General features: G+C 76.2%; 25 protein-coding genes, 1 pseudogene and 1 riboswitch. Of the genes and pseudogenes, 15 read left to right on the top strand and 11 right to left on the bottom strand.

The annotated features are described in order from the left end of the window. Positions 1 to 35: 35 nt before the first annotated feature. Genes ACI794_RS12595 through ACI794_RS12570 form a run of 6 tightly spaced genes read left to right on the top strand, consistent with a single transcriptional unit; the run spans position 36 to position 5,454 of the window. Entirely contained in the window at positions 36 to 617 is a 582-nt protein-coding gene (locus tag ACI794_RS12595; RefSeq protein WP_456616529.1) for a YbaK/EbsC family protein, read from the top strand. Beyond that, the gene (locus tag ACI794_RS12590; RefSeq protein WP_456601845.1) at positions 614 to 1,207 is read left to right on the top strand and encodes a GNAT family N-acetyltransferase; all 594 of its coding nucleotides are present in this window, start codon (positions 614 to 616) and stop codon (positions 1,205 to 1,207) included. Before ACI794_RS12595 ends, ACI794_RS12590 begins: the two co-directional genes overlap by 4 nt. Further along, complete coding sequence (locus tag ACI794_RS12585) at positions 1,204 to 2,853, top strand: phytoene desaturase family protein (RefSeq protein WP_456616528.1); 1,650 nt, start codon at positions 1,204 to 1,206, stop codon at positions 2,851 to 2,853. Before ACI794_RS12590 ends, ACI794_RS12585 begins: the two co-directional genes overlap by 4 nt. Next, positions 2,850 to 3,659 (top strand): carotenoid biosynthesis protein, encoded by an 810-nt coding sequence (locus ACI794_RS12580; protein ID WP_456601843.1) that lies wholly within the window; start codon positions 2,850 to 2,852, stop codon positions 3,657 to 3,659. Before ACI794_RS12585 ends, ACI794_RS12580 begins: the two co-directional genes overlap by 4 nt. After that, complete coding sequence (locus ACI794_RS12575; protein WP_456616527.1) at positions 3,656 to 4,798, top strand: glycosyltransferase; 1,143 nt, start codon at positions 3,656 to 3,658, stop codon at positions 4,796 to 4,798. Before ACI794_RS12580 ends, ACI794_RS12575 begins: the two co-directional genes overlap by 4 nt. Further along, entirely contained in the window at positions 4,795 to 5,454 is a 660-nt protein-coding gene (locus ACI794_RS12570; protein WP_456580916.1) for a flavin reductase family protein, read from the top strand. The genes ACI794_RS12575 and ACI794_RS12570 overlap by 4 nt, the downstream gene beginning before the upstream one ends. Before the next feature lie 100 nt (positions 5,455 to 5,554). Here ACI794_RS12570 and ACI794_RS12565 read toward each other — a convergent pair whose 3' ends face one another. Then, the gene (locus ACI794_RS12565; RefSeq protein WP_456601841.1) at positions 5,555 to 6,532 is read right to left on the bottom strand and encodes a carbohydrate kinase family protein; all 978 of its coding nucleotides are present in this window, start codon (positions 6,530 to 6,532) and stop codon (positions 5,555 to 5,557) included. A gap of 139 nt (positions 6,533 to 6,671) precedes the next feature. Beyond that, positions 6,672 to 7,370 (bottom strand): CDP-alcohol phosphatidyltransferase family protein, encoded by a 699-nt coding sequence (locus tag ACI794_RS12560; protein WP_456616526.1) that lies wholly within the window; start codon positions 7,368 to 7,370, stop codon positions 6,672 to 6,674. Between the two features lie 66 nt (positions 7,371 to 7,436). Here ACI794_RS12560 and ACI794_RS12555 point away from each other — a divergent pair, with 66 nt between their 5' ends. Next, positions 7,437 to 8,237, top strand: a complete 801-nt coding sequence (locus ACI794_RS12555; protein ID WP_456616525.1) for a lipase family alpha/beta hydrolase — start codon at positions 7,437 to 7,439, stop codon at positions 8,235 to 8,237. On the opposite strand, the gene ACI794_RS12550 is transcribed toward ACI794_RS12555, so the two are convergent. The 4 genes from ACI794_RS12550 to ACI794_RS12535 all read right to left on the bottom strand — a co-directional run bounded on the left by ACI794_RS12550 (position 8,234) and on the right by ACI794_RS12535 (position 11,521). Then, complete coding sequence (locus tag ACI794_RS12550; protein ID WP_456601838.1) at positions 8,234 to 9,043, bottom strand: ABC transporter permease; 810 nt, start codon at positions 9,041 to 9,043, stop codon at positions 8,234 to 8,236. The two genes, ACI794_RS12555 and ACI794_RS12550, sit on opposite strands and share 4 nt — an antisense overlap. Continuing rightward, complete coding sequence (locus ACI794_RS12545) at positions 9,040 to 9,960, bottom strand: ABC transporter ATP-binding protein (protein WP_456616524.1); 921 nt, start codon at positions 9,958 to 9,960, stop codon at positions 9,040 to 9,042. The genes ACI794_RS12550 and ACI794_RS12545 overlap by 4 nt, the downstream gene beginning before the upstream one ends. After that, positions 9,957 to 11,066: a transcriptional regulator gene (locus ACI794_RS12540; RefSeq protein WP_456616523.1), complete on the bottom strand. Its 1,110-nt coding sequence runs from the start codon at positions 11,064 to 11,066 to the stop codon at positions 9,957 to 9,959. The genes ACI794_RS12545 and ACI794_RS12540 overlap by 4 nt, the downstream gene beginning before the upstream one ends. A 77-nt stretch (positions 11,067 to 11,143) precedes the next feature. Beyond that, on the bottom strand, positions 11,144 to 11,521 hold the full coding sequence (locus ACI794_RS12535; protein WP_456616522.1) for a hypothetical protein: 378 nt from the start codon (positions 11,519 to 11,521) through the stop codon (positions 11,144 to 11,146). Positions 11,522 to 11,601: 80 nt separating this feature from the next. Here ACI794_RS12535 and ACI794_RS12530 point away from each other — a divergent pair, with 80 nt between their 5' ends. Further along, positions 11,602 to 12,237, top strand: coding sequence for a hypothetical protein (locus ACI794_RS12530; protein WP_456601834.1), 636 nt, complete (start codon positions 11,602 to 11,604; stop codon positions 12,235 to 12,237). A gap of 22 nt (positions 12,238 to 12,259) precedes the next feature. Here ACI794_RS12530 and ACI794_RS12525 read toward each other — a convergent pair whose 3' ends face one another. After that, positions 12,260 to 13,435, bottom strand: a complete 1,176-nt coding sequence (locus ACI794_RS12525; RefSeq protein WP_456616521.1) for an AI-2E family transporter — start codon at positions 13,433 to 13,435, stop codon at positions 12,260 to 12,262. Between the two features lie 42 nt (positions 13,436 to 13,477). Continuing rightward, positions 13,478 to 14,383 (bottom strand): methylenetetrahydrofolate reductase [NAD(P)H], encoded by a 906-nt coding sequence (gene metF / locus ACI794_RS12520; protein ID WP_456616520.1) that lies wholly within the window; start codon positions 14,381 to 14,383, stop codon positions 13,478 to 13,480. Between the two features lie 131 nt (positions 14,384 to 14,514). Between metF and ACI794_RS12515 the strand changes: the two genes are divergently transcribed. Genes ACI794_RS12515 through ACI794_RS12505 form a run of 3 tightly spaced genes read left to right on the top strand, consistent with a single transcriptional unit; the run spans position 14,515 to position 18,154 of the window. Then, positions 14,515 to 15,711 carry a polyprenyl synthetase family protein gene (locus ACI794_RS12515; RefSeq protein WP_456601831.1) on the top strand — a complete coding sequence of 399 codons (1,197 nt, stop codon included), beginning with the start codon at positions 14,515 to 14,517 and terminating at the stop codon, positions 15,709 to 15,711. Next, the gene (crtI, locus tag ACI794_RS12510) at positions 15,711 to 17,207 is read left to right on the top strand and encodes a phytoene desaturase family protein (RefSeq protein WP_456616519.1); all 1,497 of its coding nucleotides are present in this window, start codon (positions 15,711 to 15,713) and stop codon (positions 17,205 to 17,207) included. The genes ACI794_RS12515 and crtI overlap by 1 nt, the downstream gene beginning before the upstream one ends. Further along, positions 17,207 to 18,154 carry a phytoene/squalene synthase family protein gene (locus ACI794_RS12505; protein WP_456616518.1) on the top strand — a complete coding sequence of 316 codons (948 nt, stop codon included), beginning with the start codon at positions 17,207 to 17,209 and terminating at the stop codon, positions 18,152 to 18,154. Before crtI ends, ACI794_RS12505 begins: the two co-directional genes overlap by 1 nt. Here the strand turns inward: ACI794_RS12505 and ACI794_RS12500 are convergent. The 3 genes and pseudogenes from ACI794_RS12500 to ACI794_RS12490 form a co-directional block, all read right to left on the bottom strand. Beyond that, positions 18,151 to 18,360, bottom strand: a pseudogene (locus tag ACI794_RS12500) (lycopene cyclase domain-containing protein); the annotation flags it as partial. The gene ACI794_RS12505 and the pseudogene ACI794_RS12500 overlap by 4 nt on opposite strands. Beyond that, positions 18,357 to 18,704 (bottom strand): lycopene cyclase domain-containing protein, encoded by a 348-nt coding sequence (locus ACI794_RS12495; protein WP_456580933.1) that lies wholly within the window; start codon positions 18,702 to 18,704, stop codon positions 18,357 to 18,359. The gene ACI794_RS12495 and the pseudogene ACI794_RS12500, both read right to left, overlap by 4 nt. A 43-nt stretch (positions 18,705 to 18,747) precedes the next feature. Next, positions 18,748 to 19,071, bottom strand: coding sequence for an Rv2175c family DNA-binding protein (locus ACI794_RS12490; protein ID WP_456601828.1), 324 nt, complete (start codon positions 19,069 to 19,071; stop codon positions 18,748 to 18,750). Between the two features lie 13 nt (positions 19,072 to 19,084). Between ACI794_RS12490 and ACI794_RS12485 the strand changes: the two genes are divergently transcribed. The 4 genes from ACI794_RS12485 to ACI794_RS12470 all read left to right on the top strand — a co-directional run bounded on the left by ACI794_RS12485 (position 19,085) and on the right by ACI794_RS12470 (position 24,849). Next, positions 19,085 to 20,221 carry an alpha-hydroxy acid oxidase gene (locus ACI794_RS12485; RefSeq protein ID WP_456601827.1) on the top strand — a complete coding sequence of 379 codons (1,137 nt, stop codon included), beginning with the start codon at positions 19,085 to 19,087 and terminating at the stop codon, positions 20,219 to 20,221. Between the two features lie 4 nt (positions 20,222 to 20,225). Then, positions 20,226 to 20,310: riboswitch (ZMP/ZTP riboswitch) on the top strand. Between the two features lie 23 nt (positions 20,311 to 20,333). Beyond that, a complete protein-coding gene (locus ACI794_RS12480) occupies positions 20,334 to 21,800 on the top strand; it encodes a glycine hydroxymethyltransferase (RefSeq protein WP_456601826.1) in 1,467 nt (488 codons plus the stop codon). A gap of 150 nt (positions 21,801 to 21,950) precedes the next feature. Then, the gene (gene pknB / locus ACI794_RS12475) at positions 21,951 to 23,933 is read left to right on the top strand and encodes a Stk1 family PASTA domain-containing Ser/Thr kinase (protein ID WP_456580937.1); all 1,983 of its coding nucleotides are present in this window, start codon (positions 21,951 to 21,953) and stop codon (positions 23,931 to 23,933) included. Positions 23,934 to 23,937: 4 nt separating this feature from the next. Further along, the gene (locus tag ACI794_RS12470; RefSeq protein WP_456601825.1) at positions 23,938 to 24,849 is read left to right on the top strand and encodes a deoxyribonuclease IV; all 912 of its coding nucleotides are present in this window, start codon (positions 23,938 to 23,940) and stop codon (positions 24,847 to 24,849) included. Positions 24,850 to 24,913: the final 64 nt, after the last annotated feature.

The raw sequence follows: 24,913 nt of genomic DNA, 5'->3' as shown, positions 1-24,913 counted from the left end.
GGGCGCGCACCCTCGGGCGGTGGCAGGATCGACGCATGAGCCCACCCCCGCACCCCCGGGTGGCCGCCGTCGCCCGTGCCCTCGCCGCGGCCGGCGCCGAGGGTGAGGTCCGCATCCTCCCCGCGGAGGTCCGCACCGCGGCCGCCGCCGCCCAGGTGCTCGGCGTGCCGGTCGGCGCGATCGTCAACAGCCTGGTCTTCCTCGCCGACGGCTCGCCCCTGCTGGTCCTCACCAGCGGCGCCCACCGCGTCGACGTCATCCAGGTCGCGGGGCTGCTCGGCATCGGCTCCCTGGTGCCCGCCCCCGCCGACGTCGTCCGCGAGCACACCGGCCAGCCCATCGGCGGGGTGGCCCCCGTGGGGCACCCCGCCCCCCTCGGCACCCTGGTCGACGTGGAGCTCGCCCGGTACGACCGACTGTGGGCCGCGGCCGGGCACCCGGCGGCGGTCTTCCCCACCACCTACGACGAACTGCTCCGCATCACCGCAGGCACCGCGGCCGAGGTCGGCGGTGGGCCGCTCGACGGGACCGCCACCAGCCTCGGGGGCACCCCCCTCCCGGACGCCCCCCTCCCGGACGCCCAGCGCCCGGACGCCGAAGGGGCGACCGCCCAGTGACGGGGACGCGCAACGCCACCCGCATCCTCGAGCTCCCGGCCCCGTGGATGCGTGAGCACATGCACGAGGTGCTGGCGATCTACGGCCTGGCCATGGGCTACGACTCGGGCATCGTCGCCGGCCGGTACGGCTACGCCGTCCAGCACACCGAGCGCCCCGGGTTCCGCGCGGTGGGCGCCTTCGCCCGCTCCCCCGAGGGCGAGCGGCTGGTCGGGTTCGGCTACGGCTACCTCATCGCCCCCGGGCAGTGGTGGCACGACCAGGTGCGGGCCGCGCTCGACCGGCGGACGGCGAAGAAGTGGCTGCCCGGCGCCTTCGAGGTGTGCGAGCTGCACGTGCACCCCGACGCGCAGAGCCAGGGGCTCGGCCGGCAGCTGCTGCACGCCCTGGTGGAGGGGCTGCCGCACCCGGTGGCGCTGCTCTCCACGCCGGACGCCGACACCAAGGCGTTCCGGCTCTACCGCGCCGACGGGTTCGTCGACCTCGCCCGCGGTTACCACTTCCCGGGCGACTCGAGGCCCTTCGCGATCCTCGGCGCGCGGCTCCCGCTGCATCCACCCGGCCCCTCCGCGACGAACTCCCGGGCGTGACCGCCTCCCCCGGTGCCGTGGACGTCGTCGTCGTGGGCTCGGGCCACAACGGCCTGGTGGCCGCCTGCTACCTCGCCCGCGGAGGCCTCTCCGTGGAGGTCCTCGAGTCCGACGAGGTCCTCGGCGGGGCGGTCTCCACCGTGGAGCGCTGGCCAGGGGTGCGAGTGGACCGCGGGTCCAGCGCGCACGTGATCGTCCGGCACAGCGGCATCGTCGAGGAGCTCGCGCTGGCCGAGCACGGCCTCCGCTACATCGACTGCGACCCGTGGGGCTTCGCGCCCGCGCCCTCCCCCGGCGACCCGGGCCCGGACGGCCGGCCGCTGGTCCTCTCCGTCGACCTGGACGCCACCTGCGCCTCGATCGAGGCCGCCTGCGGTCCGGACGACGCCGCCGCCTACCGCCGCTTCGTCGAGGTGTGGGGGCCGCGCAGCCGCGCCGTCGTCGCCTCGTTCGGCCGGGCACCGTCGGCCGGCGGCCTGCTCCGCTCGTTCTGGCCGCTGGGCGCGCCGGCGGAGGGGCGTCCGCGCACCCCGGGCGGCGAGCTGGCCGTCGACTTCCTGGGCTCCGGCGACGCGCTGCTGGACAAGTGGTTCACCAGCGAGCGGCTCAAGGCGGCGCTGGCGTGGTTCGGCGCGCAGTCCGGCCCGCCGATGTCCGAGCCCGGCACCGCGGCGATGGTCGGCTGGGTGGCGCTGCTGCACGACGTGCCACCCGGCCACCCGGTGGGCGGCTCCGGCGGGCTGACCCAGGCGCTGCGCCGCCGGCTGGAGTCCGACGGCGGCCGGGTGGTGCTCGGCGACGGCGCCGCGCGGTTGCTCGTGGAGGACGGCCGCGTCGCCGGCGTGGAGACCCGGTCCGGCCGGGTCGTGCGGGCGTCCTCGGTGGTCGCCGCCTGCCACATCGGCGTGACCCGCGAGCTCGCCGGGGACGCCGCGCCCCCGGTGCTCGCCGAGGCCGCGCCGCCGGTCGGCAACGGCTTCGGCCTGGTCGTGCGGGCGCTGACCGACGCCCCGCCGTCCTACCCCGGGGCCGGGCCTGAGGCGCTGCAGGGCCTCCAGCTGCTCTGCACCGACCGCGCCCAGCTGGCCGCGGCGCACGGTGACTGGGGCGCCGGCCGGGTGCCCCGCGAACCGGTGCCGCTGGCGATGTCCTTCTCCGCCAGCGACGCCACGCTGGCCCCGCCCGGGCAGCACGTCGTCACCATCTGGGGCCAGTGGTACCCGTACGCGTTGGCCGGCGGCGCCGACTGGGACGCCCTCGCCGACGCCGAGGCCCGGCGGCTGGTGGACGCCGTCGACCGCTACGCCCCCGGGTTCGCCGGGTCCGTGCGCGCGATGTACGTGCAGACGCCCCTGGCCCTCGAGCGGGAGCTGTCCCTGCCCCGTGGCAACGTCATGCACGTGGAGATGAGCCTGGCCAGCATGTTCGCCCTCCGCCCGACCCCGGGGCTGTCGGGCTACCGGGTGCCGGGTCTGCCCGGGCTCTACCTGGCCGGCGCCTCCACCCACCCCGGGGGCGGCGTCTCCGGCAATTCCGGGCGGACGGCGGCGCGCACGGTGCTCACCGACCGGGGCGCGCTGCCCCGCGCGCGGGCGGTGGCCGGTCGCGCGCTGCGCCGGCTGCGCGGCGGGGTGGGCCGGGCGTGACGACCACCGCACCTGCTCCCGCACCCGCCGCCGTCCGCGTGGTGCCGTGGGCCCTCACCGCGGCGCTGGTCGCCACGGCGATCGCCTACCCGCTCGCCTCGGGCTCGTTCCGGGACACCGTCTCGTGGGGCATCGTGCTGCTGGGGTCGGCGCTGTCGGTCGCGCACGCGGGCCTCAGCCGCGGCACGCGCACCGGCCTGGGCGTGCTGGTGCTGGTGGCACTGGTGTCGATCGCCTTCGAGTCCGTGGGTGTGGCCACCGGCTTCCCCTACGGCACCTACTCCTACAGCGACGTCCTCGGCCCGACGCTGCTCGGCGTGCCGTTCCTCGTGCCGCTGGCCTGGCTGATGATGGCCTGGCCCAGCTGGCTGCTCGGGGAGGTGCTGGCGCGCCCGGTGCGCGCCTCCCGCCGCCGGGCGGCGCGCATCGCCTGGGCGGCGGCGGTCTTCGCCGCGTGGGACGTCGTCCTGGACCCGCAGCTGGTGCAGGCCGGCTACTGGACCTGGGCCCACCCCTCGCCCGGCCTGCCGGGCATCGACACCGTGCCGCTGACCAACCTCGCCGGCTGGCTGCTGGCCGGGCTGGTGCTGATGACGCTGCTGGACCTGCTGGTCGAGCGCACCGCCCCCGCGCCCCGGACCGGCCCCGGCGCCCCGCTGTTCGCGCTGGCCTGGATGACCCTCGGCGGCGCCCTGGCGCACGCGGGCTGGCTGGGGCTGCCCGGCTCCGCGGCCTGGGGCGCAGGGCTGGGGGCGGCGGTCCTGCTCGTCCTCGCGGTCCAGCACCGGCGTGCGGGACGACGGTGAGCGGCAGGCTGCTCCGCTCGCTGGCGGGGATCTCGATGGCCGGTGCCGTGCACGCGGCCGTGAACACCGCGCTGCTGCGCCGTGCCCCCGCCGACCCGCCGCCGGTGGCCCGCCCGGTCACGGTGGTGCTGCCGGTGCGCGACGAGGCCGAGCAGGTCGCCGGCTGCCTGGCGGCGCTGCTCGACCAGCGGGGGGCGGCGCGGCTGCGGGTCGTGGTGGTCGACGACGGGTCCACCGACGGCACCGCCGACGTCGTGCGCGCCGTCGCCGACCCCCGGGTGCGGCTCGTGCCCGCGCCGGCGCTGCCGTCGGGGTGGCTGGGGAAGCCGCACGCCTGCGCCGTCGGGGCCGCCGCTGCCGAGGGCGGGGACGACGAGGTGCTGGTGTTCGTCGACGCCGACGTCCGGCTGTTCCCCGACGCGATCGCCGGCGCCGTCGCGGTGCTCGACACCCACCGCCTGGACCTGGTCTCGCCGTGGCCCCGACCGCTCGCGGTCGGCCCCGCCGAGCGCCTCGTGCAGCCGCTGGCGCCCTGGCTGTGGATCACCTCGCTGCCGCTGCGGCTGGCCGAGCGCTCCCCCCGGCCCTCGCTGGCCGCCGCCAACGGCCAGTTCCTCGTGGTGCGGCGCGACGCCTACGCGCGCGCCGGCGGCCACGCGGCGGTGCGCGGCGAGGTGCTCGAGGACATCGCCCTGCTGCGGGCGGTCAAGCGCGCCGGCGGCCGCGGTGTGCCGATCGACGGCTCCTGCCTCGCGGCCTGCCGGATGTACGAGGGGTGGGCGGCCGTCCGGGACGGCTACGCCAAGTCGCTGTGGGCCTCGGTCGGCGGGACGCCGGCGGGTGGGCTGGCCGCCGCGGCCGCGCTCACCGCCGTCTACGTCGTCCCGCCGCTGGCCGCCCTCGGCGGGTCGCGCGCCGGGCTGGTGGGCTACCTGGCCGGGGTGGCCGGTCGCGTGGCCGCCGCCCGGGCCAGCGGGGGCCGCGCCTGGCCCGACGCCCTCGCCCACCCGCTCTCGGTGCTGGCCCTGGACGCGCTGATGCTGCGGTCGGTGCGGGGCCGGCGGCGCGGCACCCTGCGGTGGCGGGGTCGACCGGTCGACGCGACCCCTTCCCCCACGTCGGCGACGATGGGCCGGTGACCTCCGCCGAGCAGCAGCGCCCGCGCACCTCCTTCGACCCCGCCGCGATGGAGGCCGGAGCGTTCTACCGCGTGCTGAACTCCGTCGTCGTCCCCCGCCCGATCGCGTGGGTGTGCAGCCGCTCGGCGGACGGGGTGCACAACCTGGCGCCGCACTCCTTCTACACGGTGGCCTGCGTCGACCCGCCGATCGTGCAGTTCACCTCCGTGGGCCGGAAGGACTCGCTGCGCAACGTCGAGGCGACCGGCGAGTTCACCGTCAACCTCACGCCGGAGCCGCTGTTCGAGCAGGTCAACGCCACGGCCACCGACTTCCCGCCGCACACCAGCGAGGCCGAGCAGGCCGGCGTGCGGCTGGAGCCGGCCGACACCGTGGCGGCGATGCGGGTCGCCGAGTCGCCGGTCTCGATCGAGTGCGTCCTGCACTCCACGCTGCGCCTGGGTGACAGCACCGTCGTCCTCGGCCGGGTGCAGCACATCAGCGTGTGGTCCGACGCCGTGCGGGACGGGCGGCCGCGGATCGAGCACCTCCGCCCGCTCGCGCGGCTGGGTGGCAACGAGTGGACGACGATCGGCGACGTGCGTGAGATCGCCCGCATCCCCTACCACCGGTGGACCGGGGACCCCTCGATCGGCGAGGCCCTCCGCGGCGAGTAGCCCGCGCTGCGATCAGGGACCCTGATCGCAGCGCGTCCTCCCTCAGCGCAGGAGGTGAGGGAGGACCCTCGATGATCAGGTCACCTGATCCCAGCGGGCCTCACGCGGGGAGGTGGGCGGCGATCTCCTCGGCGGCCTCGGCCCCGAACGCCTCGGCGAACCGCTCGAGGAAGCTCTCCCGCGGCAGGTCGTACTCCTGGGTGCCGATGACCTCCACCGCCGCGGTGGCGACGGCGGAGCCCAGCTGGGTCGACCGCTCCAGCCCCAGGCCCCAGGTCCGCCCGGCGATGAACCCGGCGCGCAGCGCGTCACCACCGCCGGTCGGCTCGACGGGCTTGGTCTCGGGCACCGCGATCACCGACAGCGGCTCCTCGCCCTCCCGCCGCACCAGGACGCCGTCCGCGGCGCGCGTGGTCACCCACGTGCCCACCCGGGCGAGCACCTCGTCGGCCGTCCAGCCGGTCTTCTGCAGCAGCAGCGCCGACTCGTACTCGTTGGTGAAGAGCACCTCCGCCCCGTGCACCAGCTCGCGGATCATCTCGCCGTCGGCCCAGGCCAGCTGCTGGCTGGGGTCGGCGGCGAAGGCGTACCCGCGCTGCCGGCACTCCTGCGTGTGCCGCACCATCGCGGTGGGGTCGTTCGGCCCGACGACGACGAGGTCGGGGCTGCCCACCCGGTCGACGACCGGCGCCAGCTCGATCTGCGCGGCCTCGGACATCGCCCCCGAGTAGAACGACGCGATCTGGTTGTTCGCCTCGTCGGTCGTGCAGACGAAGCGGGCGGTGTGCTTGAGCTCCGACCAGTGCACGCTGCCGGTGTCGACACCGTGGCGCGAGAGCCAGGCCTCGTAGTCGGCGAAGTCGCTCCCGACCGCCCCCACCAGCACCGGCGCCAGGCCGAGCAGGCCCAGCCCGTAGGCCATGTTGGCGCCCGCGCCCCCGCGGTGCTGGACCAGGTCGTCGACGAGGAAGGAGAGGGAGACGTTCTCCATCTGGCCTTCGACGAACTGCTCGGTGAAGCGACCGGGGAAGGTCATCAGGTGGTCGGTGGCGATGGAGCCGGTGACGACGACGGGCACGGGAGGCACTCCTCCGGGTCGGGCTGCCTCGGGCCGCTGCGCCGCGGGGAGCACCGGGCGGGGAACGGGAGACGAACGGCGGGGGTCGGGCACCGCACACCCTAGGGCCCGCACGCCCGACCCGCCGTCCAGACCGGGGTCACCCCTCCGGCGGGGGCTCCCCCTGGCCCGGACCGGCCAGCTCGGCGCCGAGCCACCGGGCCAGCTGCAGGGTGCCGACGGCGCCCAGCAGCACCCCGGCGGCGGCGCCGGCGGTGACCGAGAGCACCGCGGCGTCCACCCCCGCGACCTCCAGGCCGCTGACCACCCCCGCGCCGCAGAGCGTGAGGGCCGCCATCGCGACCCGGGTGGGCCGTTCCCACAGCGAGATCGGGCCGGTCCGGTGCACGCCGGCCTGCCCCGCGCGCGCCCGCAGGTAGTCGGGCAGCCAGCAGAGCGCGCCGAAGGCGACGGCGAGCCAGCCCGGCGCCCCGGCCACCCAGAGCGCCGCGGCGTACGCGACCTCGGTCAGCCGGTCCACCACGGAGTCGAGGACGAAGCCGCGCTGGGATGCCCGCCCCGTGCCGATCGCCAGCGCGCCGTCGAGGCTGTCGAGCAGCCCGGAGAGCCCTACCAGCCCCCCGGCCAGCAGCAGCCAGGCGCCGCCCGCGGCAGCCGGGGGGACCGCCGCGGCCGCGACGACCACCCCGGCGGCGGTGGCGACGACCGGGGGCAGCGCCGCCAGCGGCCGGGCGAGCCCGTGCGCCAGCGACAGCCAGCCCCGCACCAGCGGTGCCTGCGCGTCGGCGCCGCCGTGCCAGCGGGACCAGGCCTCGAGGTACTCCTCCCGGCTCAGCACGCCGCCCCCTCCCGCGACCGGGCGCCGTCCGGTGACGCCGGCGCCTCCACCAGGGACAGTAGGTGAGTGCTCGCCGGTCTCTCCCCCGCCCGCCGCCGTCTCGTCGTCGCGGTGCTCGCCCTCGTCACCGCCGCGATCGTGGCCCTCGGCGTGCTGCTGGCCACCCGCGGCGCGGACGTCCAGGGCCCGGGCCCGACGGCGCGGCCCGGCCCAGTGCTGCTGGTGCCCGGGTACGGCGGGGGCACGGGCGCCCTGCGGACGCTGGCCGACCGGCTGGAGTCCGCGGGCCGTGACGCCACCGTGGTCCCGCTGCCCGGCGACGGCACCGGCGACCTCGGCCAGGCGGCCGCGGCGCTCGACGACGCCGCCCGCGCGGCGCTGGAGCGCACCGGCGAGGAGAGCGTGGACGTCGTCGGCTACTCGGCCGGCGGGGTCATCGCGCGGCTGTGGGTCGCCGACGGCGGCGCGGAGGTGGCCCGCCGGGTGGTGACGATCGGCTCGCCGCACCACGGGACCGGCCTCGCGGACCTGGCCGGCCAGATCGCACCGGCCTCCTGCCCGGAGGGGTGCCGGCAGCTGGCCACCGACAGCCCGGTCCTCGCCCGGCTGAACGCGGGCGACGAGACGCCGGGCGGGGTGGGCTGGGTGTCGGTCTGGACGACGCTCGACCGGACGGTCACCCCGCCTGACTCCGCCCGGCTCGAGGGCGCGCTCAACCTCCCCGTGCAGTCGGTGTGCGCGGACAGCCGGGTCGGGCACGGCCAGCTGCCCGGCGACCCGCTCGTGCAGGGGATCGTCCTCGAGCAGCTGACCGCCGGTGAGCCGGTCCCCCTCGACGCCGCCGACTGCGCCCGCCTCAGCGGCTAGCTCGTGACGTCCTTGGTCGTGAAGTTCGCCCACGCCGCGGCCAGCAGCACGCCCACGTAGACGGCCTGCAGCGCGAGCCCCCGGGTGATGTCGCGCCAGAGGATCGGGTCGCGGAAGAGGTCGACGAACGCCAGCCAGTAGCGCGTCGGCAGGTACGGCGCGATCGGCGAGGCGGCGTCCAGGGTGAACAGCAGCGACGACGTGACGAGCACCGCCAGGGCGCCCATCGTCGCGCCCAGCGGTGAGTCGGTGAGCGTCGAGAAGAACAGCGCGAAGGCGGCGACACCCAGCATCGACACCGCGACGTAGCCGACCGCCATCACCGTGCGGACGGCGAGCTCCTCGACCGTCAGCGACGTCCCGGAGACCGACGTCCCGGCCCCCGGCACGGCCTCGAACAGCGTCGTCCCGACGAGGTAGCCCAGGGCCGCGACCACGACGACGGTGACCAGCACGAAGGCCAGGACGGCGACGAGCTTGGCCACCAGCAGCCGGGTCCGCCCGGCCGGCCGGGCCAGCAGGTAGCGCAGCGTGCCCGCCTGCGCCTCGCCCGCGACCGAGTCGCCGGCGACCACCGCCACCGCGATGGGCAGGAACAGCGGCAGCACGATGGCGAGCGCGGCCAGGGGGTACAGCGCGCCGTTGGTCAGGACGGCGGAGAGGAACGGCGGGCCCTCGCCCGGCCGGGGGGCCAGGTCGGTGAGCACGAGCAGCACCGCGACCAGCACCGGCAGCGCGTTGAGGACGGCGATGATCGCCCAGGTGCGGGGCCGGCGGAACAGCTTGCGCAGCTCGACGGCGATCACGGCGTCCGCTCCACCCGGTCGGCGCTGGTGGCCGCGGCCGCCAGCACCACCTCCTCGAGCGTCGGGCGGTCGGCGGCGAGGCCGGTGACCGGGATCCCGGCGCGCACGAGCAGCGCGTTCACCTCGGCGGGGTCGCCGCCGCGCACCACCACCCGCTCGCCGTCGACGGCGGCGACCCGGCCGTCGAGGACCGCCCGCACCTGCTCGGGGGTGGGCGTGCGCACCACGGTGGCGCCGGTCGGGGCGGTCAGGGTGGCCAGGTCGTCCTGCAGCACCAGGCGGCCGCGGTCCAGCACCCCGACGCGGGTGCACAGCTGCTCGACCTCGGCCAGCAGGTGGCTGGAGAGGAAGACCGTCGTCCCGCCGCGGTGCAGGTCCAGGAGCAGCTCCCGGATCTCGGAGATGCCCTGCGGGTCCAGCCCGTTGGTGGGCTCGTCGAGGACCAGGAGCTCGGGACGGCGCAGCAGCGCCCCGGCCAGGCCCAGGCGCTGCCGCATGCCGAGGGAGTAGGCCTTCACCGGCCGGCGTCCGACGCCGCCCAGCCCGACCTGGTCGAGCACCTCGGCGACGCGCCGGCGGCGGTCGCGGCGCGCCCCGCCGGGGCCCGCGGCGTCCAGCAGCGCGAGGTTCTCCCGGCCGGACAGGTGCCCGTACGCAGCCGGCGCCTCGATGAGCGCGCCCACCCGGGGCAGCACGCGGCGGGCTGCGCGCGGCATCCGCTCGCCGAGCAGGTCGATCTCCCCGCGGGTGGGCAGGACGAGCCCCAGCAGCATGCGGACGGTCGTCGTCTTGCCCGAGCCGTTGGCCCCCAGGAAGCCGTAGACGTCGCCCTCGCGCACGTCCAGGTCGATGCCGTCGACCGCGCGGACCCGCCCGAACTGCTTGGCCAGCCCGCGGGTGGCGATGACCGTGCTCACCGCTGCCGCCCCAGCACCGGGAGCTCCCCGGCGGCCTCCACCAGCGCGTCGAGGGTGACCGTCCCGGTGAGCACGTACGGTTCCGCGTCCTGCGGGTCGACGAGCATGAGCCCGACCGGCCCGGCCGCGATCCGGGTGCTCGTGGCATCGGTGACGGCGTCCGGGCTCTGCGCCAGCGTTCGGCGCAGGCCGTCCGCCAGCCGGCGCGGCACGGGGGCGACGGCGAGCAGGGTGGCCCCGCGCCCGTAGAGCCCGATGCCGGTCGGGGCGCCGTCGAGCGTCCGGCGCGGCAGGCCGGCCAGCGTGGGAGGGAGGCGGAACGGTCCCAGGCGCCGCCCGGCCTCCAGCACGATCTCGGCCTGGTCCGCCGAACGCACGGCGGCGTCGGGTGGAGGGGTGAAGGCGGTCGTGGCGGCGTCCGGGACCCCGAGCTCCAGGTCCAGGAACCGGGTGTCCAGCGCCGGCACCTCCGACGTCTCGCCGAGGACGACCACCTGCACCGGCAGGCCGCTGACCCGGTCCACCCACACGTCCACGTGGCGCACCGCGGAAGCCGGCTCCGCGGGGGTCGCGCGCAGCCCGAGGGCGTCGCGGCCGGCGATCCGCCGGGCGCCGATGCGGGTCAGCTCCCCGTCGGTGGCCTCGGAGAGCAGCCGCCGGCCCAGCGTGGAGGGCAGCAGGTCCGGGGGCGCCGGGAGGGCGAACGGTGTGGCCGCCGCGCGGGTCGCGGAGGCGGCCTCGTACTGCCACGTCCAGGTGCCGCGTGCGTCGCGGTGGACGCCCGTCTCGCCGGCCGCGGTGATCACGTCGACCCGGTGGTCCTCGGGGCCGCGCCACCACACCCGCATCTCGGTGCGGTCGCTGAACAGGTCGGCGACGGAGTCGAGCTGGCGGGTCACCGGCAGGGCCAGCCCGCCGGCGGACTCGGCGTACCCGGAGTAGGTGACGTCGTCGGAGGCGAGGACCGCCGCACGCAGCTCGGCCGCGGGCACCGGCGGGTCGGCCACCGGCAGCGCACCGACGAGCGCCGGGAGCGCGACGAGGACCGCGACGACCACCCCCACGACGGCCCAGCGCGGAGCCGCCGCCCGCGGTCCGGACGCCATGGCGGCCACGGTAGCCCGCGGCTCCCGGCCCCGCGGCACGCCGGGATGCCCCACAGGAGACTCACAGCGAGGCCGGGCTACGCCCGTGCGACGACCAGGCAGCAGGCGGCCAGCACCAGCACCAGCGGGGTCATGACGACGCGCTCCGACCGGCTGCGCGAGATGCCGTTGAGCAGGATGCCGAGCGCGAAGTACCCGGTCAGCACCCGGATGCCGACGTCGCCCACCGCCGCGGGCACCGCCGTCACGAGCCCGGCCGCCTGCAGGATCACGACGGCGAAGAGGGCGTAGAGGACGACGGAGACCGCGCTGCCGACGCGCAGGCCCGTGGGCAGCACCTCGTGCTGCCCGCCCCACGCGAACCGCCCCCAGGGACGCCCCGCGGCGAGGGCCACCTGGAAGGCGGCGAGGCCGGCGAGCAGGGCGCAGGCGAGCACGGTGGCTCCGGTGATCACCGACGCAGGGTAGGGCCGTGACCGGCACCTTCCCGGCAACAGCGCGCGTGGCACCCCTCCCGCCGGGGCATGGCCGCCCCATGGCTGCTCCCATCAGCGACGCCGTGGTCGTCGACGTCCTCCGCCGGCTGGACCGGCTGCTCACCCCCCTGGCGACCCGGCTGGGGCGCCCCCCGGAGCTGCCGCGCGGGCAGCGCGACGAGTGGTGGGCCGACCGCGTGTCCCGGGTCGCGGCCGGGGTCTCGGCGGTGCCCCGCTTCGCGGGCAAGCTCGCCGACCTGCTCCCCCTGCAGAACACGGTCGGTACCGCGGTGCAGTCCCTCGTCGTCCTCGGCGTGGCCGGCGAGCACGGCGTGGAGGCCCCGGCCGAGCGGGTGTCGCTGCTGGCCCGGGTGCTGCTCCGCCGGGAGCTGTCCGCCGAGCAGGTGGAGCCGCTGCTCACCCGGACCAAGGGCACCTACGTGGAGGGCGCGCTCGGCCCGCGGGACGAGCGCCGCGGGGCGAAGGGCGTGGTCCGCACGCTGTGGCGGGCCGCCCGGCTGCTGAGCCGCATCGACGACGCCCTGGACGCCCGGCCGAAGGGGAAGTTCTTCGCCCGCGCGGTGTCCAACCTGCCGGTCGTCGGGGTCGTCGGCGGGTACGCCTCCGAGCGCGAGGGGCTGCGCCGCGCGGCCGCCCGCGCCGCCGACCTGCTCGAGGGCGCTCGGCAGCCGTGACGCTCCCCCGGAACGACCTGGGTCAGCCCTCGTCACCGGTCCGGGCAGCCACCGGCTCCGCACCGTCCCGGGCTCGCTCGTCCTCCTCCCCGACCACCCTGCCCCCGTCCCCCCAGCCCGGGCCGGCGGCGGGGTCCCGACCGCGCAGGTAGTCCACGACGCGGCCCGCGCAGGCGGCGATGGGCACGGCCAGGAAGGCGCCCAGCACGCCGTAGGTCACACCGCCGACGGTGACCGCGAGGATGATCAGGAACGGGTGGAGCCGCAGGACGGGGCTCAGGATCAGCGGCTCGAGCAGGTTGCCCTCGGCCTGCTGCACCACGACGACGAGGGCGAGCACCAGGAGCGCCGTCGTGAGTCCCTGGTCGGCCAGCGCGACGAGGACCGCCAGCAGGCCCGAGACGAACGCCCCCACGATGGGGAAGAAGCCGCCCAGGAAGATCAGCACCGCGAGCGGCAGGGCCAGCGGGACACCGAGGACCACCAGCCCGATGCCGATCGCCACGGCGTCCACGAGGGCGACGACCAGCTGCCCGCGGAAGTAGGCACCGAGGGTCCAGAACAGCTGCCCGGACACGCGGTCGACGTGCACCCGGGTGCGCTCGGGCAGCAGGCTGGTGATCCCCGACCAGATGCGCCCGCCGTCGCGCAGGTAGAAGAACAGGGCCACCAGGAACAGGACGACGGCCGTGGCGACGTCGCCGAGCGTCCGCGCCACCTGCAGTCCGCGGTCGACGACGTCGCCACCACCTCCGCCGAGCGCACCGGCCGCCTGCTGGGCCATGTCGGCGAGGCCACCGTCGCCGACGTCGAAGGGGAGGGAGAAGGGCGTGTCCGCGACCAGCTCCGCCAGGTCGCTGAGGGCGTCCTCGACGCTGTCGGCCAGTGCGGGGATCTCGGCGGCGAAGCGCGGCACCACGAACCAGACGGCCAGCCCCAGCAGCCCGAGCAGCGAGAGGAGGAGAAGGAGGGCGACGACGGTCGAGGGCACCCCCTTCCGCTTCAGCCAGGCCGCGACCGGCCACAGCACGGCCGCCGGGAAGAGGGCGATCGCGAGCGGGGTGGCGACGACGCTGACCTCGCGCAGCAGCAGGTAGCCGAGCGCCACGAGGACCAGGACCCCCAGCGCGGCCCAGGCGCGCCGCCCGGCCCGCACGAGCCACGAGTACGGCTCAGCCTGCTCCTCCTGCGCGACCATGCAGGCTCCATGCCCCGCTGCCCGCCCGGGCAGACGCCGCCGTCAGCGGATCGCGGGTGCGCTCCCGGCCAGGTTGGCGAAGACCTCGCGCGTCGCGGTCGAGCGGTTCATGGTGATGAAGTGGATGCCCGGCACGCCCTCGTCGAGGAGCCGCCGGCACAGGTCGGTCGCCACCTCCACCCCCAGGTCGCGCACCGCGGCCTTGTCCTCGGGGCGGTCGCCGTCCAGCGCCTCGAACCGCTCGGCCAGCTCGGCCGGGAAGGCCTGACCCGACAGCTGGACGATCCGGGTGATCTGCCGGACGTTGGTGACCGGCATGACCCCGGCGATGACCGGCACCTCGCAGCCGCGCGCCACGACGCGGTCGCGCATCCGCAGGTAGTCCTCGGCCCGGAAGAACATCTGGGTGATCGCGAAGTCGGCGCCGGCCCGGCACTTGGCCACGAACATCTCGACGTCGGTGTCGAAGTCCGGCGACCGCGGGTGCCGCTCGGGGAAGGCGGCGACGCCCACCGAGAAGTCGCCCACCGAGCGGATCAGCTCCACCAGCTCGGCGGCGTAGTGCAGGCCCTCGGGGTGGGCGACCCACTCGGCCTGCGGGTCGGCGCCCGGGGGGTCGCCGCGCAGCGCCATGATGTTGCGGACCCCCGCCGCGGCCAGCCGGCTGATCACGTGCCGCAGCTCGGCGATGCTGTGGTCGACGGCGGTCAGGTGCGCCAGCGGCGTCATCGTGGTGTCCGCCGCGATCCGCTCGGTCATCGCCACGGTGCCCTCGCGGGTGGAGCCGCCGGCCCCGTAGGTCACCGACACGAAGGACGGGTGCAGCCGCTCCAGCTCGCGCAGCGCCGTCCAGAGCTGCTCCTCCCCTGCCGGGGTCTTCGGCGGGAAGAACTCGAAGGACCACGTCGGCTGCGCGGTGGCCAGGAGCTCGCGGACGGTGGGTGTCACGGCACCCGAGGGTACGGGCGGCCCGGCGGCGCCCCGGAACCGTCCCGCCGGAAGACGTCCCGCGGCTGCATCCGGAGGGCCCACTCGCGGCGAAGAGGTCCTGTCCCGGACGACCGAGCGACGGAGGAACCATGCAGCCGACCACCTCGGCCGCCCTGCTGGTGGGGCGGCGCCCCACCGGGTCGGGCGATACTGAACCAATGATCGCCGGGGCGCAGCAGCGCGAGTCCGCCCGCCTCGCCCCGCCCCTGTCGGTCGCCGAGCTCGACCGGGTGCGCGCCGCGGTCGCCGAGGCCCTCACCGGCTTCCTCGACCAGCAGCGCGCCACGCTCGCCGCGATGGACGCCAGCCTCGTCCCCGTCGTCGACGAGGTCTGCGCCGTCGCCGCGGGCGGGAAGAAGCTGCGCCCCTCCTTCGCCTACTGGGGCTGGCGCGGGGCCCGCGGCCAGGGCCCGGGCGCCGGCGAGGACGAGGACGCCGTGCTCCGCGCGGTCGCCGCCCTGGAGTTCGTGCACGCCAGCGCGCTGGTGCACGACGACGTCATGGACGCCGCCGGCACCCGGCGCGGGCGCCCCACGACGCACGTCGGGTTCGCCGACCGGCACACCACCCACGGCTTCACCGGCGACCAGGAGCTCTTCGGCGTCGGCGCGGCGATCCTCGTCGGCGACCTCGCGCTGGTCTGGTCCGACGAGCTGCTGCGCTGCTCGGGCATCTCCGAGGCGGCGCTGGGCCGCGCCCGCGCCGTCTGGGACACCATGCGGACCGAGGTCACCGCCGGCCAGTACCTGGACCTGCTGCGCGCCGCCGGCGGGCTGCCGGGCCCCGACGGCGCCCTGACCGTCGCCCGCTACAAGAGCGCGGGGTACACCGTCCAGCGGCCGCTGCAGCTGGGCGTCGCCATCGCCGGTGCGGGGCCGGCCACGGTCGAGGCCTGCAGCGCCATCGGGCTGCCCCTCGGGGAGGCGTTCCAGCTCCGCGACGACCTGCTCGGGGTCTTCGGCGACCCGGAGGTCACCGGGAAGTCCGCCGACGACGACCTGCGCGAGGGCAAGCAGACCCTCCTGGTGGCGCTGGCCGCGGAGGCGGCCGACGACGCCGGGCGCCGGCTGCTCGGCGACCTGCTCGGCAACCCCGATGCCGGGCACGAGGAGTTCGAGACCCTCCGCGAGCTGCTGGTCACCACCGGCGCCCGCGACCGGGTGGAGGAGCGCATCGCCCTCAGCACCGCGCGGGCCCGCGAGGCGATCGCCGAGTCGCCGCTGGCCGAGGACGCCCGCCGGGCCCTGGACGCGCTCGCGGTCGCCGCGACGTCGCGCGCCGCCTGATGGTCCGCACCGTCCCGGGTCGCACCGACCGCGTCGTCGTCGTCGGGGCGGGGCTCGCGGGGCTGGCCACCGCGCTGCGCCTGCGCGGCGCCGGCCGCGAGGTGACCGTCGTCGAGCGCGCCGAGGGCCCCGGCGGGCGCGCCGGCCGCATCGAGCGCGACGGCTACGCGCTGGACACCGGGCCCTCGGTCTTCACCGCGCCCGAGATCGTGGCCGAGACGCTCGCCTCCGTCGGTGAACGGCTGGCGGACCGGCTCGAGCTGCGCCGCCTGGAGACCAGCTACCGGGCGCAGTTCGCCGACGGCACGCATCTGGACGTGCACGCCGACCCGGCCTCGTTCGCCGCCGAGGTCGCCGCCCTGTGCGGGCCGGCGGAGGCCGATGCGCTGCGCCGCTACCTCGCCGACCTCGCCGAGCTCTACCGGTTGCAGCTCCGGACGTTCATCGACCGCAACCTGGACTTGCCGCTGGACCTGCTGGGCCCCGAGCTCGTCACGCTGGCCCGCCGCGGCGGGTTCGGCCGGCTGTCGACGCACGTGGGCAGGTACTTCGCCGACGACCGGCTGCGCCGGCTGTTCAGCTTCCAGGCCCTCTACGCCGGGGTCTCCCCCTTCCGCGCCATCGCCGCCTACGCGGTGATCGCCCAGCTCGACATCGGCGCCGGCGTCTGGCACCCGGTCGGCGGGATCGGCGCGGTGCCGCGGGCCCTCGCCGGGGCAGCGGCCGACGCCGGGGTGTGCTTCCGCTACGGCGCCGGCGTCGAGCAGCTGGAGACCCGCGGCGACCGCGTCAGCGCGGTGGTGCTGGACGGCGGCGAGCGGCTGCCCGCGGATGCCGTCGTCGTCACCACCGACGCACCGCACGCGCTGGTGCCGGGGCTGCGCGGGCCGCGCCGACCGGTCTACTCGCCCTCCTGCGTCGCGCTGCACCTCGGGGTGCGGGCCGAGCTGCCCGACCAGGCGCACCACACGATCAGCTTCGGTCACTCCTGGCGCGGGGTGTTCGACGAGCTCACCCGCGACGGCCGCCCCATGAGCGACCCGAGCCTGCTGATCAGCATGCCGTCGCGCAGCGACCGGTCGCTGGCCCCCGACGGCGGGCAGGTGGTGAGCGTCGTCGCGCCCACCCCCAACCTCGACCCGCGCAGCGGCGGCAACCCGCACCTCGACTGGGACACCCTGGGGCCGCGCTACCGGCGGGAGCTGCTGGCCACGCTGGAGGCCCGCGGCCTCACCGGCGTCTCCGGCGCCATCGAGGTCGAGCACATGGACACCCCGGCCACCTGGGCCGCGCAGGGCATGGCGGCCGGGACGCCGTTCGCGCTGGCGCACACCTTCGGCCAGACCGGCCCCTTCCGTCCGTCCACGCTCCCGCGCCGCGGCCCGGAGAACGTGGTCCTGGCCGGGTCGTCGGTGCAGCCGGGCGTCGGCGTGCCGATGGTGCTCATCAGCGGCCGGCTGGCGGCCGAGCGGATCACCGGGCCGGTGGGGCGCTGATGCTGCAGCCCCCCGGCACCCAGGCCGCCCGGCAGGAGCAGCTGGCCGCGGCCTACCGGCACTGCGCCGCGATCGCCGCCGAGCACGGCAAGAGCTACCACCTGGCGACCCGGCTGCTGACGCCCGAGCGGCGGCCCGCGGTGCACGCCCTCTACGCCGCCGCCCGGGTGGCCGACGACTTCGTCGACCACCCCGGCGCCGACCCGGCCGGCGACCTGATGACCTGGTCCAAGGCGCTGCTCACCGAGCTGGAGACCGGCTGGTCCGACGACCCCGTGCGGCTGGCCCTGGTGCACACCTACCGCCGCTACGCGATCCCCGTCGAGCACCTCGTCGACTTCCTCGCCGCGATGACCAGCGACCTCGACGTCGACTCCTATCCCGACATGGCCGCCCTCGACCGCTACATGTGGGGCTCGGCGTCGGTGATCGGGCTGCAGGTGCTGCCGGTGCTGGGCACCGCGCCCGGCGTGGCCCGCGAGGAGGCGGCGCCGCACGCCATCGCGCTCGGCGAGGCGTTCCAGCTGACCAACTTCCTGCGCGACGTCGCCGAGGACGTCGACCGCGGGCGGGTCTACCTGCCCGAGGACGCCATGGCCGCGCACGGCGTGACCCGGGAGCAGCTGGCCGAGAAGCGGTTCGACGACGGCTTCCGCGAGCTCATGCGGGAGATGGTCGCCGTCGTCCGGCGCCGGTACGACGACGCCGCGCCCGGCACCCCGATGCTCGCGCCGGAGTCCCGCGACTGCGTGCGCGCGGCCACCGCCCTCTACGGCGGGATCCTCACCGAGATCGAGCGCGCCGACTACCGGGTGCTCGACCGCCGGGTGTCGGTGTCCAAGCCGCGCCGCCTGGCGGTGTTCGCCCGCCGGTTGACCGCCGCCCAGGTGGCCAGGGTGAGGGTGACCATGGCGAACCCGAAGAGCAGGTCCTCCACCGGCGCGTAGGCGATGCGCGGCCCCCAGATGGTCTCCGGGTCGTAGGTGACGACGTCCAGCCCGGTGAGCACGCCGTTCATCAGCAGCTGGAAGGTCACGATGATCGCGTAGGCGACCCAGAACACCGGCCGGGTGACCATCCGCGTGCGGTAGACGGCCAGGTCGACGACGAGCACGCCGAGGACGGCGAGCACGGCGAGCGTGGAGTAGCTCATCGCCGGTCCGCCTCCTCGGCGGGATAGCCGGCGTCCCAGCCGGTCACCTTCCGGACCGCCTCCAGGGCGAGCACCGAGCACAGCGGGACGACGAGGAAGAACAGCACCTCCTCGAGCGGGATGCCACCCGGCAGGCGGACGCCGAGGGTGAGCTCGTCGCTGTAGTCCCAGTGCCCCTGCGCGATCGCGTACAGCACCCACACGACGAAGACGGCGAACTCCGGCAGCGCCGCCAGCAGGAACCGGCGCCAGCGGGCGTAGACCCGCACGCCCAGCACCAGCTCCAGCGGCGCGGTCACCACCAGGCAGCCGGCCAGCAGGCCCAGGTACGTCAGCTGCTCCACGGCCCGGGCTTCCGTTCCCGCACCGGCCCCGGATGCACCGGGCTCAGAACGCCAGCGCCTGGGCCCGGCGGGTGACCTCGGTGTGCCGGTCGTCGCGCAGGGCCTGCACCGGCGTACCGGGCAGGGACGGGTCCTCGCGGAAGAGCCAGTCGAAGGCCTCCTCGTCGGTGAAGCCGCCGTCCTTCAGCACGGTGAGCAGGCCGGGCAGGTGCTTGAGGATCACGCCGTCCTGCACGAACGCGGCCGGGATCTTCCCGTTCCCGCTGCCGGGGACGGCCATCAGCTTCCGGTCGCGCAGCAGCTGGCGGACCCGGTTCGGCGAGGTGCCCAGCAGCTGGGCGACCTCCGCGGGGGTGAGCGTGTCCATAGAGTGTCAGCCTATGGCGAGCGGTGGATCAGCGAGCAGCCCGGTACCGGGACCGGCCGGGCAGGACCAGGCGGCGGAGATCGCCGAGGAGCCCGGGCAGGAGGCGCCCTTCGTCGACCTGGTGCGGCTGGAGGCCCGCTCGCGGGAACTCCTCCCCGAGCCGGTCTACGACTACTACGCCGGCGGCGCCGAGACCGAGACGACGATGGGCGAGGCGACGGCGGCCTGGCGCACCTGGCGGCTCCGGCCCCGGGTGCTGCGGGGCACCACCACCGCCTCGCTGGCCACCGAGCTGCTGGGCGCGCCGGTGGGCACCCCCATCGGCGTCGCCCCCTGGGCCTACCAGGCCATGGCCCACCCGGACGGCGAGCTGGCCACCGCCCGCGGCGCCGCCGCCAGCGGTGCCCTGATGACCGTGTCCACCAGCGCGACCACCAGCCTGGAGGAGGTCGCCGCCGTCGACCCCGGCAGCCCGAAGTGGTTCCAGCTGTACCGGCTGCACTCCGAGCGGCACACCGACGACCTCGCCCGCCGCGCCGGGGACGCCGGCTACCGCGCGCTGGTCATGACCGTCGACGTCCCGCTGCTGGGGCGCCGCCGCCGCGACCTGCGGCACGACTTCGTGCACCGCGCGGGCGTGCGGATGGCCAACCGGCCCCCGGAGGGCGAGGAGCCGACCCTGGACGGCCTGGCCACCGGCACCTGGACCTTCGACGAGATCGCCCGGTTCGGCCAGCTCTCCGGGCTGCCGGTGGTGGTCAAGGGCGTGCTCCGGGGCGACGACGCCATCCGCTGCGTGCAGGCCGGCGCCGCCGCGGTGTGGGTCACCACGCACGGGGGCCGGCAGGTCGACCCCGCGGTCAGCAGCGCCCAGGCGCTCCCCGAGGTGGTCGACGCCGTGGGCGAGGACGTGGAGGTCTACGCCGACGGCGGCATCCGTTCGGGGTCGGACGTGCTCACCGCGCTGGCGCTGGGCGCGTCGGCGGTCTTCCTCGGCCGGCCCATCGTCTGGGGGCTCGCCGCCGGCGGCGAGCAGGGCGTGGCGCGGGTCCTCGGGGGCCTCGCCGAGGAGCTCGAGCACACGATGGTCCTCTGCGGGCTGGACGACGTGCGGTCGGTGCCCGCCGATACCGTCGTGGCGGCGCGATAACCTCTCGGAGGGCCGTGACTGGCGCGTCGAGGTGGGCCACCACCGGGGAGCGGCCCGCACCACCGTCGCCGTGCGCCTGGGCACCTATCCGTCGTCCTGCGCAGGAGCCCCCATGACCACCGCCCCCCGCACCACCCACGCCTTCGACGGCACGGCCGCCTCGGCCGCCTACCGCAGCGCCCTCGAGGTGATCGGCGCCGTCGAGCCGCGGGTCGCCGACGCGATCAGCCAGGAGCTGACCGACCAGCGCGGCTCGCTGAAGCTCATCGCCAGCGAGAACTACGCCAGCCCGGCCGTGCTGCTCACCATGGGCAACTGGTTTAGCGACAAGTACGCCGAGGGCACGGTCGGGCACCGGTTCTACGCCGGCTGCCAGAACGTCGACACCGTCGAGGCGCTCGCCGCCGAGCACGCCCGCGAGCTGTTCGGCGCGCCCTACGCCTACGTGCAGCCGCACTCGGGCATCGACGCCAACCTCGTCGCGTTCTGGGCGGTGCTCGCGCAGCGGGTCGAGCTGCCCGCGCTGCAGCAGGCCGGCGCCCGGCACGTCAACGACCTCACGGACGCCGACTGGGCGACGCTGCGCCGCGCGCTGGGCGACCAGCGGATGCTCGGCATGTCGCTGGACGCCGGCGGCCACCTGACCCACGGGTTCCGCCCCAACATCAGCGGCAAGATGTTCGAGCAGTCGTCCTACGGCACCGATCCCGCCACGGGGCTGCTCGACTACGCCGCCGTCCGCGCCCGGGCCCGCGAGTTCCGGCCGCTCGTCCTCGTCGCCGGCTACTCCGCCTACCCGCGGCGGGTGGACTTCGCCGCGATGCGCGAGATCGCCGACGAGGTCGGCGCCACCCTGGTCGTCGACATGGCCCACTTCGCCGGCCTCGTCGCGGGCAAGGTGCTGACCGGTGACTTCGACCCGGTCCCGCACGCGCACATCGTCACCAGCACCAGCCACAAGTCCCTGCGCGGCCCGCGCGGCGGGTTCGTGCTCGCCCAGCCCGAGTTCGCCGACGCCGTCGACCGGGGCTGCCCGATGGTGCTCGGCGGGCCCCTCCCCCACGTCATGGCCGCCAAGGCGGTGGCGTTCGCCGAGGCCCGGCGTCCGGAGTTCGCCGGCTACGCCCAGGTGGTGGCCGACAACGCCCAGTGCCTCGCCGAGGGCCTGACCGCGCGCGGCGCCCGGCTGGTCACCGGCGGCACCGACAACCACCTGGTGCTGGTCGACGTCACCGGCTTCGGGCTCACCGGCCGCCAGGCGGAGTCCGCCCTGCTGGACGCCGGCATCGTCACCAACCGCAACGCCGTCCCGGCCGACCCGAACGGCGCCTGGTACACCTCCGGCATCCGGCTGGGCACCCCGGCGCTCACCAGCCGCGGCTTCGGCGCCGACGAGTTCGACCGGACGGCGGAGCTGATCGTCGACGTGCTCTCGGCCACCACCCCGACCGCGACCCGCGACGGCCGCGCCTCGCAGGCGAAGTACGTGGTCGCCGACGGCGTCGCCGAGCGCACCCGCGCGGCCGCCTCCGAGCTGCTCGCGGCGCACCCGCTCTACCCGGGCCTCGAGCTGGCGTGAGAGAGCCCGTCCTCCTCACCGCCGCCGTGCGGGCGGTGAGGAGGACGGGGTCCCCGACGTGAGGGACTACATGCGTCACAGGCGCCCCGTCGATACCCTTCGCCGCGTCGTGGAGCGACCAGCGCCCTCGGCGCTCCTACACTCGGCCGTGTGGACACCGCCGTGACCGACCCCGTGGTCGGCCTCGTTCTCGAGGGGCGCTACCGCCTCGAGGAGCGGGTGGCACGGGGTGGCATGTCGACCGTCTACGCAGCCACCGACCTCCGGCTGCACAAGACCGTCGCCGTCAAGGTGATGGCCGAGCACCTGGCGCACGACCCGACCTTCGTCGACCGGTTCACCCGCGAGGCGCGGGCCGCGGCGATGCTCAGCCACCCCAACGTCGTGGGCGTCAGCGACCAGGGCAGCGACCAGGGCCTGGTCTTCCTCGTCATGGAGCTGGTGCGCGGCCGGACGCTGCGCGACCTGCTCAGCGCCCGCGGGCGGCTCACCGTCGGCGAGGCGTTCGCCGTCCTCGAGCCCGTGCTCGCCGGGCTCACCGCCGCCCACCGCGCCGGCATCGTGCACCGGGACATCAAGCCCGAGAACGTGCTGATCGGCGTCGACGGCGTGGTCAAGGTGGCCGACTTCGGCCTGGCCCGCGCCGTCGTCGGCACCGGGCAGACCAGCCAGACCGGCGGGGTGCTCATCGGCACCGTCGCCTACCTCTCCCCCGAGCAGCTCGAGCGCGGCCGCGCCGACGCGCGCAGCGACATCTACGCCGCCGGGATCGTGCTCTACGAGATGCTCACCGGGCACCCGCCCTTCGGCGGGGACACCCCGCTCGCGGTGGCCTACCAGCACGTGCACCACGACGTCCCCGCCCCCTCGGCCGAGGTCCCCGGCCTGCCGTGGCAGGTCGACGAGCTGGTCGCCCGCACCACCCGCCGCGACCCCGCCGGCCGCCCGCTGGACGCCGGGGCGTTCCTCGCCGAGCTCACCGACGTCCGCACCGACCTCGGCATCGAGCCGGTCCCGGTGCCCACCGGGCAGAGCGCCGGCCCCGGCACGCTGCGGCCGACCAACCGGTCGACCCGCCCCCGTCCCGGCCACCCGAGCAACCCCGGCACCGCGGTGCTCCCCGACCGCGCGGCCCGGTCGGGGCGCACCAGCATGCTGCCCGGGATGGGCGCCGGGCCCACGACCGACGTGCACGGCCGCCGTCCCGGCCCGGCCCGGCCGCGCCCCGGCGTGCCCGACCACGTCCGCCGGCGCCGCGCCCGGCTGCTGATCGCCGTCGTCCTGCTGATGGCGATCACGGTGGGCGCGGTCGGCTGGTGGCTCGGCTCCGGGCGCTGGACCGACGTCCCCGCGCTGACCGGCAAGCAGGAGAGCGCGGCCATCGACCTGCTGCAGGACGCCGGCCTCGACCCCGACCCGGTGGTGCAGGAGTGGAGCGAGACGGTGCCCGCGGGCGTCGTGATCTCCACCGATCCGGCCTCGGGCGAGGTCATCCGCGGCACCGACGTCCGCGTCGTCGTCTCCAAGGGCCTCGAGCGCTACACCGTGGCGCCCGAGCTCGTCGGCCTGCCCGTCGACGACGTGGAAGCGCGCCTGCAGGCCGACCTGCCCATCCAGCTCACCCGGGGTCAGGCGTTCGACGACCAGGTGCCCGCGGGCCACGTCGTCGCCTTCGACCCGCCGGCCGGCACCGCGCTCAAGCGTGACCAGGTGGTGACGGTCGTGGTGAGCCAGGGCCGGGCGCCGGTCGCCGTCCCGGACGTCACCGGGCAGACCCCGGAGCAGGCGACGTCGAACCTCGAGGCGCTGGGCTTCGTGGTCCAGCGCGGCGAGGACGGGCGCAGCGACCAGGTCGACGAGGGCGAGGTCATGGCGGTCGAGCCGGGCCCTGGCGCCGGCCCGGTCGCCTACGGCAGCACCGTGCGCATCCAGGTCTCGGCCGGTGTCCCGCTGGTCACCGTGCCCGACGTGGTCGGCCGGAGCGGCGACGAGGCCGAGTCGATCCTGCGGCAGGCGGGCCTCGAGGTCGAGGCCACGCGTTTCTTCGGCAACCGGGTGCTGCGGCAGAGCCCCGCGGCCGGCGAGAGCGTCGAGCGCGGCACCCCCGTGACGATCCTGCTCTCCTTCGGATAGGCCCGTGTCGGACGTTCCCCCCGGTGTGCCGCCGATCGGCGCGCACATCCAGATCAAGGGCGGCCTCGCCAAGGGCGGCCTGCCCTACACCGACGCCGTCGGCGCCCGCGCCGTGCAGGTGTTCGTGGGCAACCCGCGCGGCTGGAAGCTGACCGACGGGGACGCGAAGCAGGACGCGCTGTTCACCGCCGGCTGCGCCGAGCGCGGAGTGCCGTCGTTCATCCACACGCCGTTCCTGGTCAACGTCGGCTCCCCGACCGAGGCCACCGTGAGCCAGTCGATCGCGTCGATCGCGCACAACCTCCGGCGCGGGGCGCAGCTGGGCTGCCAGGGCGTCGTGGTGCACGCCGGGTCCGCCGTGGGCGAGGACCGCTACGAGCCGGCGCTGCGCCAGCTGCACGAGCAGCTGCTGCCCGTGCTCGAGGCCGCCGACCCCGACGGGCCGCGGCTGCTGGTCGAGCCGACGGCCGGTGGCGGCAAGGCGCTGGCCGCCACCGTCGAGGACCTGGGCCCGTACTTCGCCGCGCTGGAGCACCACCCGCTCGTCGGCGTGTGCTTCGACACCTGCCACGCCTGGGCGGCCGGGCACGACCTCGCCGTCCCCGGCGGCATGTCGGCGACCCTCGACGCGCTCGAGGCGACCGTCGGCCCCGGCCGGCTCGGCCTGGTGCACGTGAACGACTCGCTGGACACCTGCGGGTCCAAGCGCGACCGGCACACGACCATCGGTGAGGGCCTGATCGGCTCCGGCGCCTACGGCACCGGCCCGTTCGCGGAGCTGGTGCGGCACCGCACGACGGCGGGGGTGCCCATGGTCGTGGAGACCCCGAGCCTGCGGGACGGCGACCCGTGCGGTGGCCACGCCGCGGACATCAAGCTGCTGAACAGCCTGATCGGCGACCCGCTCGCCGCCTGACCTGGCGGGATCTGCGCACGCGGCCCGAGCGGGCGCGACGCCGGCACGGCCCGGGGTGCCGGCG

Source organism: Blastococcus sp. SYSU DS0541, assembly GCF_054050875.1.
This window is presented reverse-complemented; position numbering and strand designations above follow the sequence as displayed.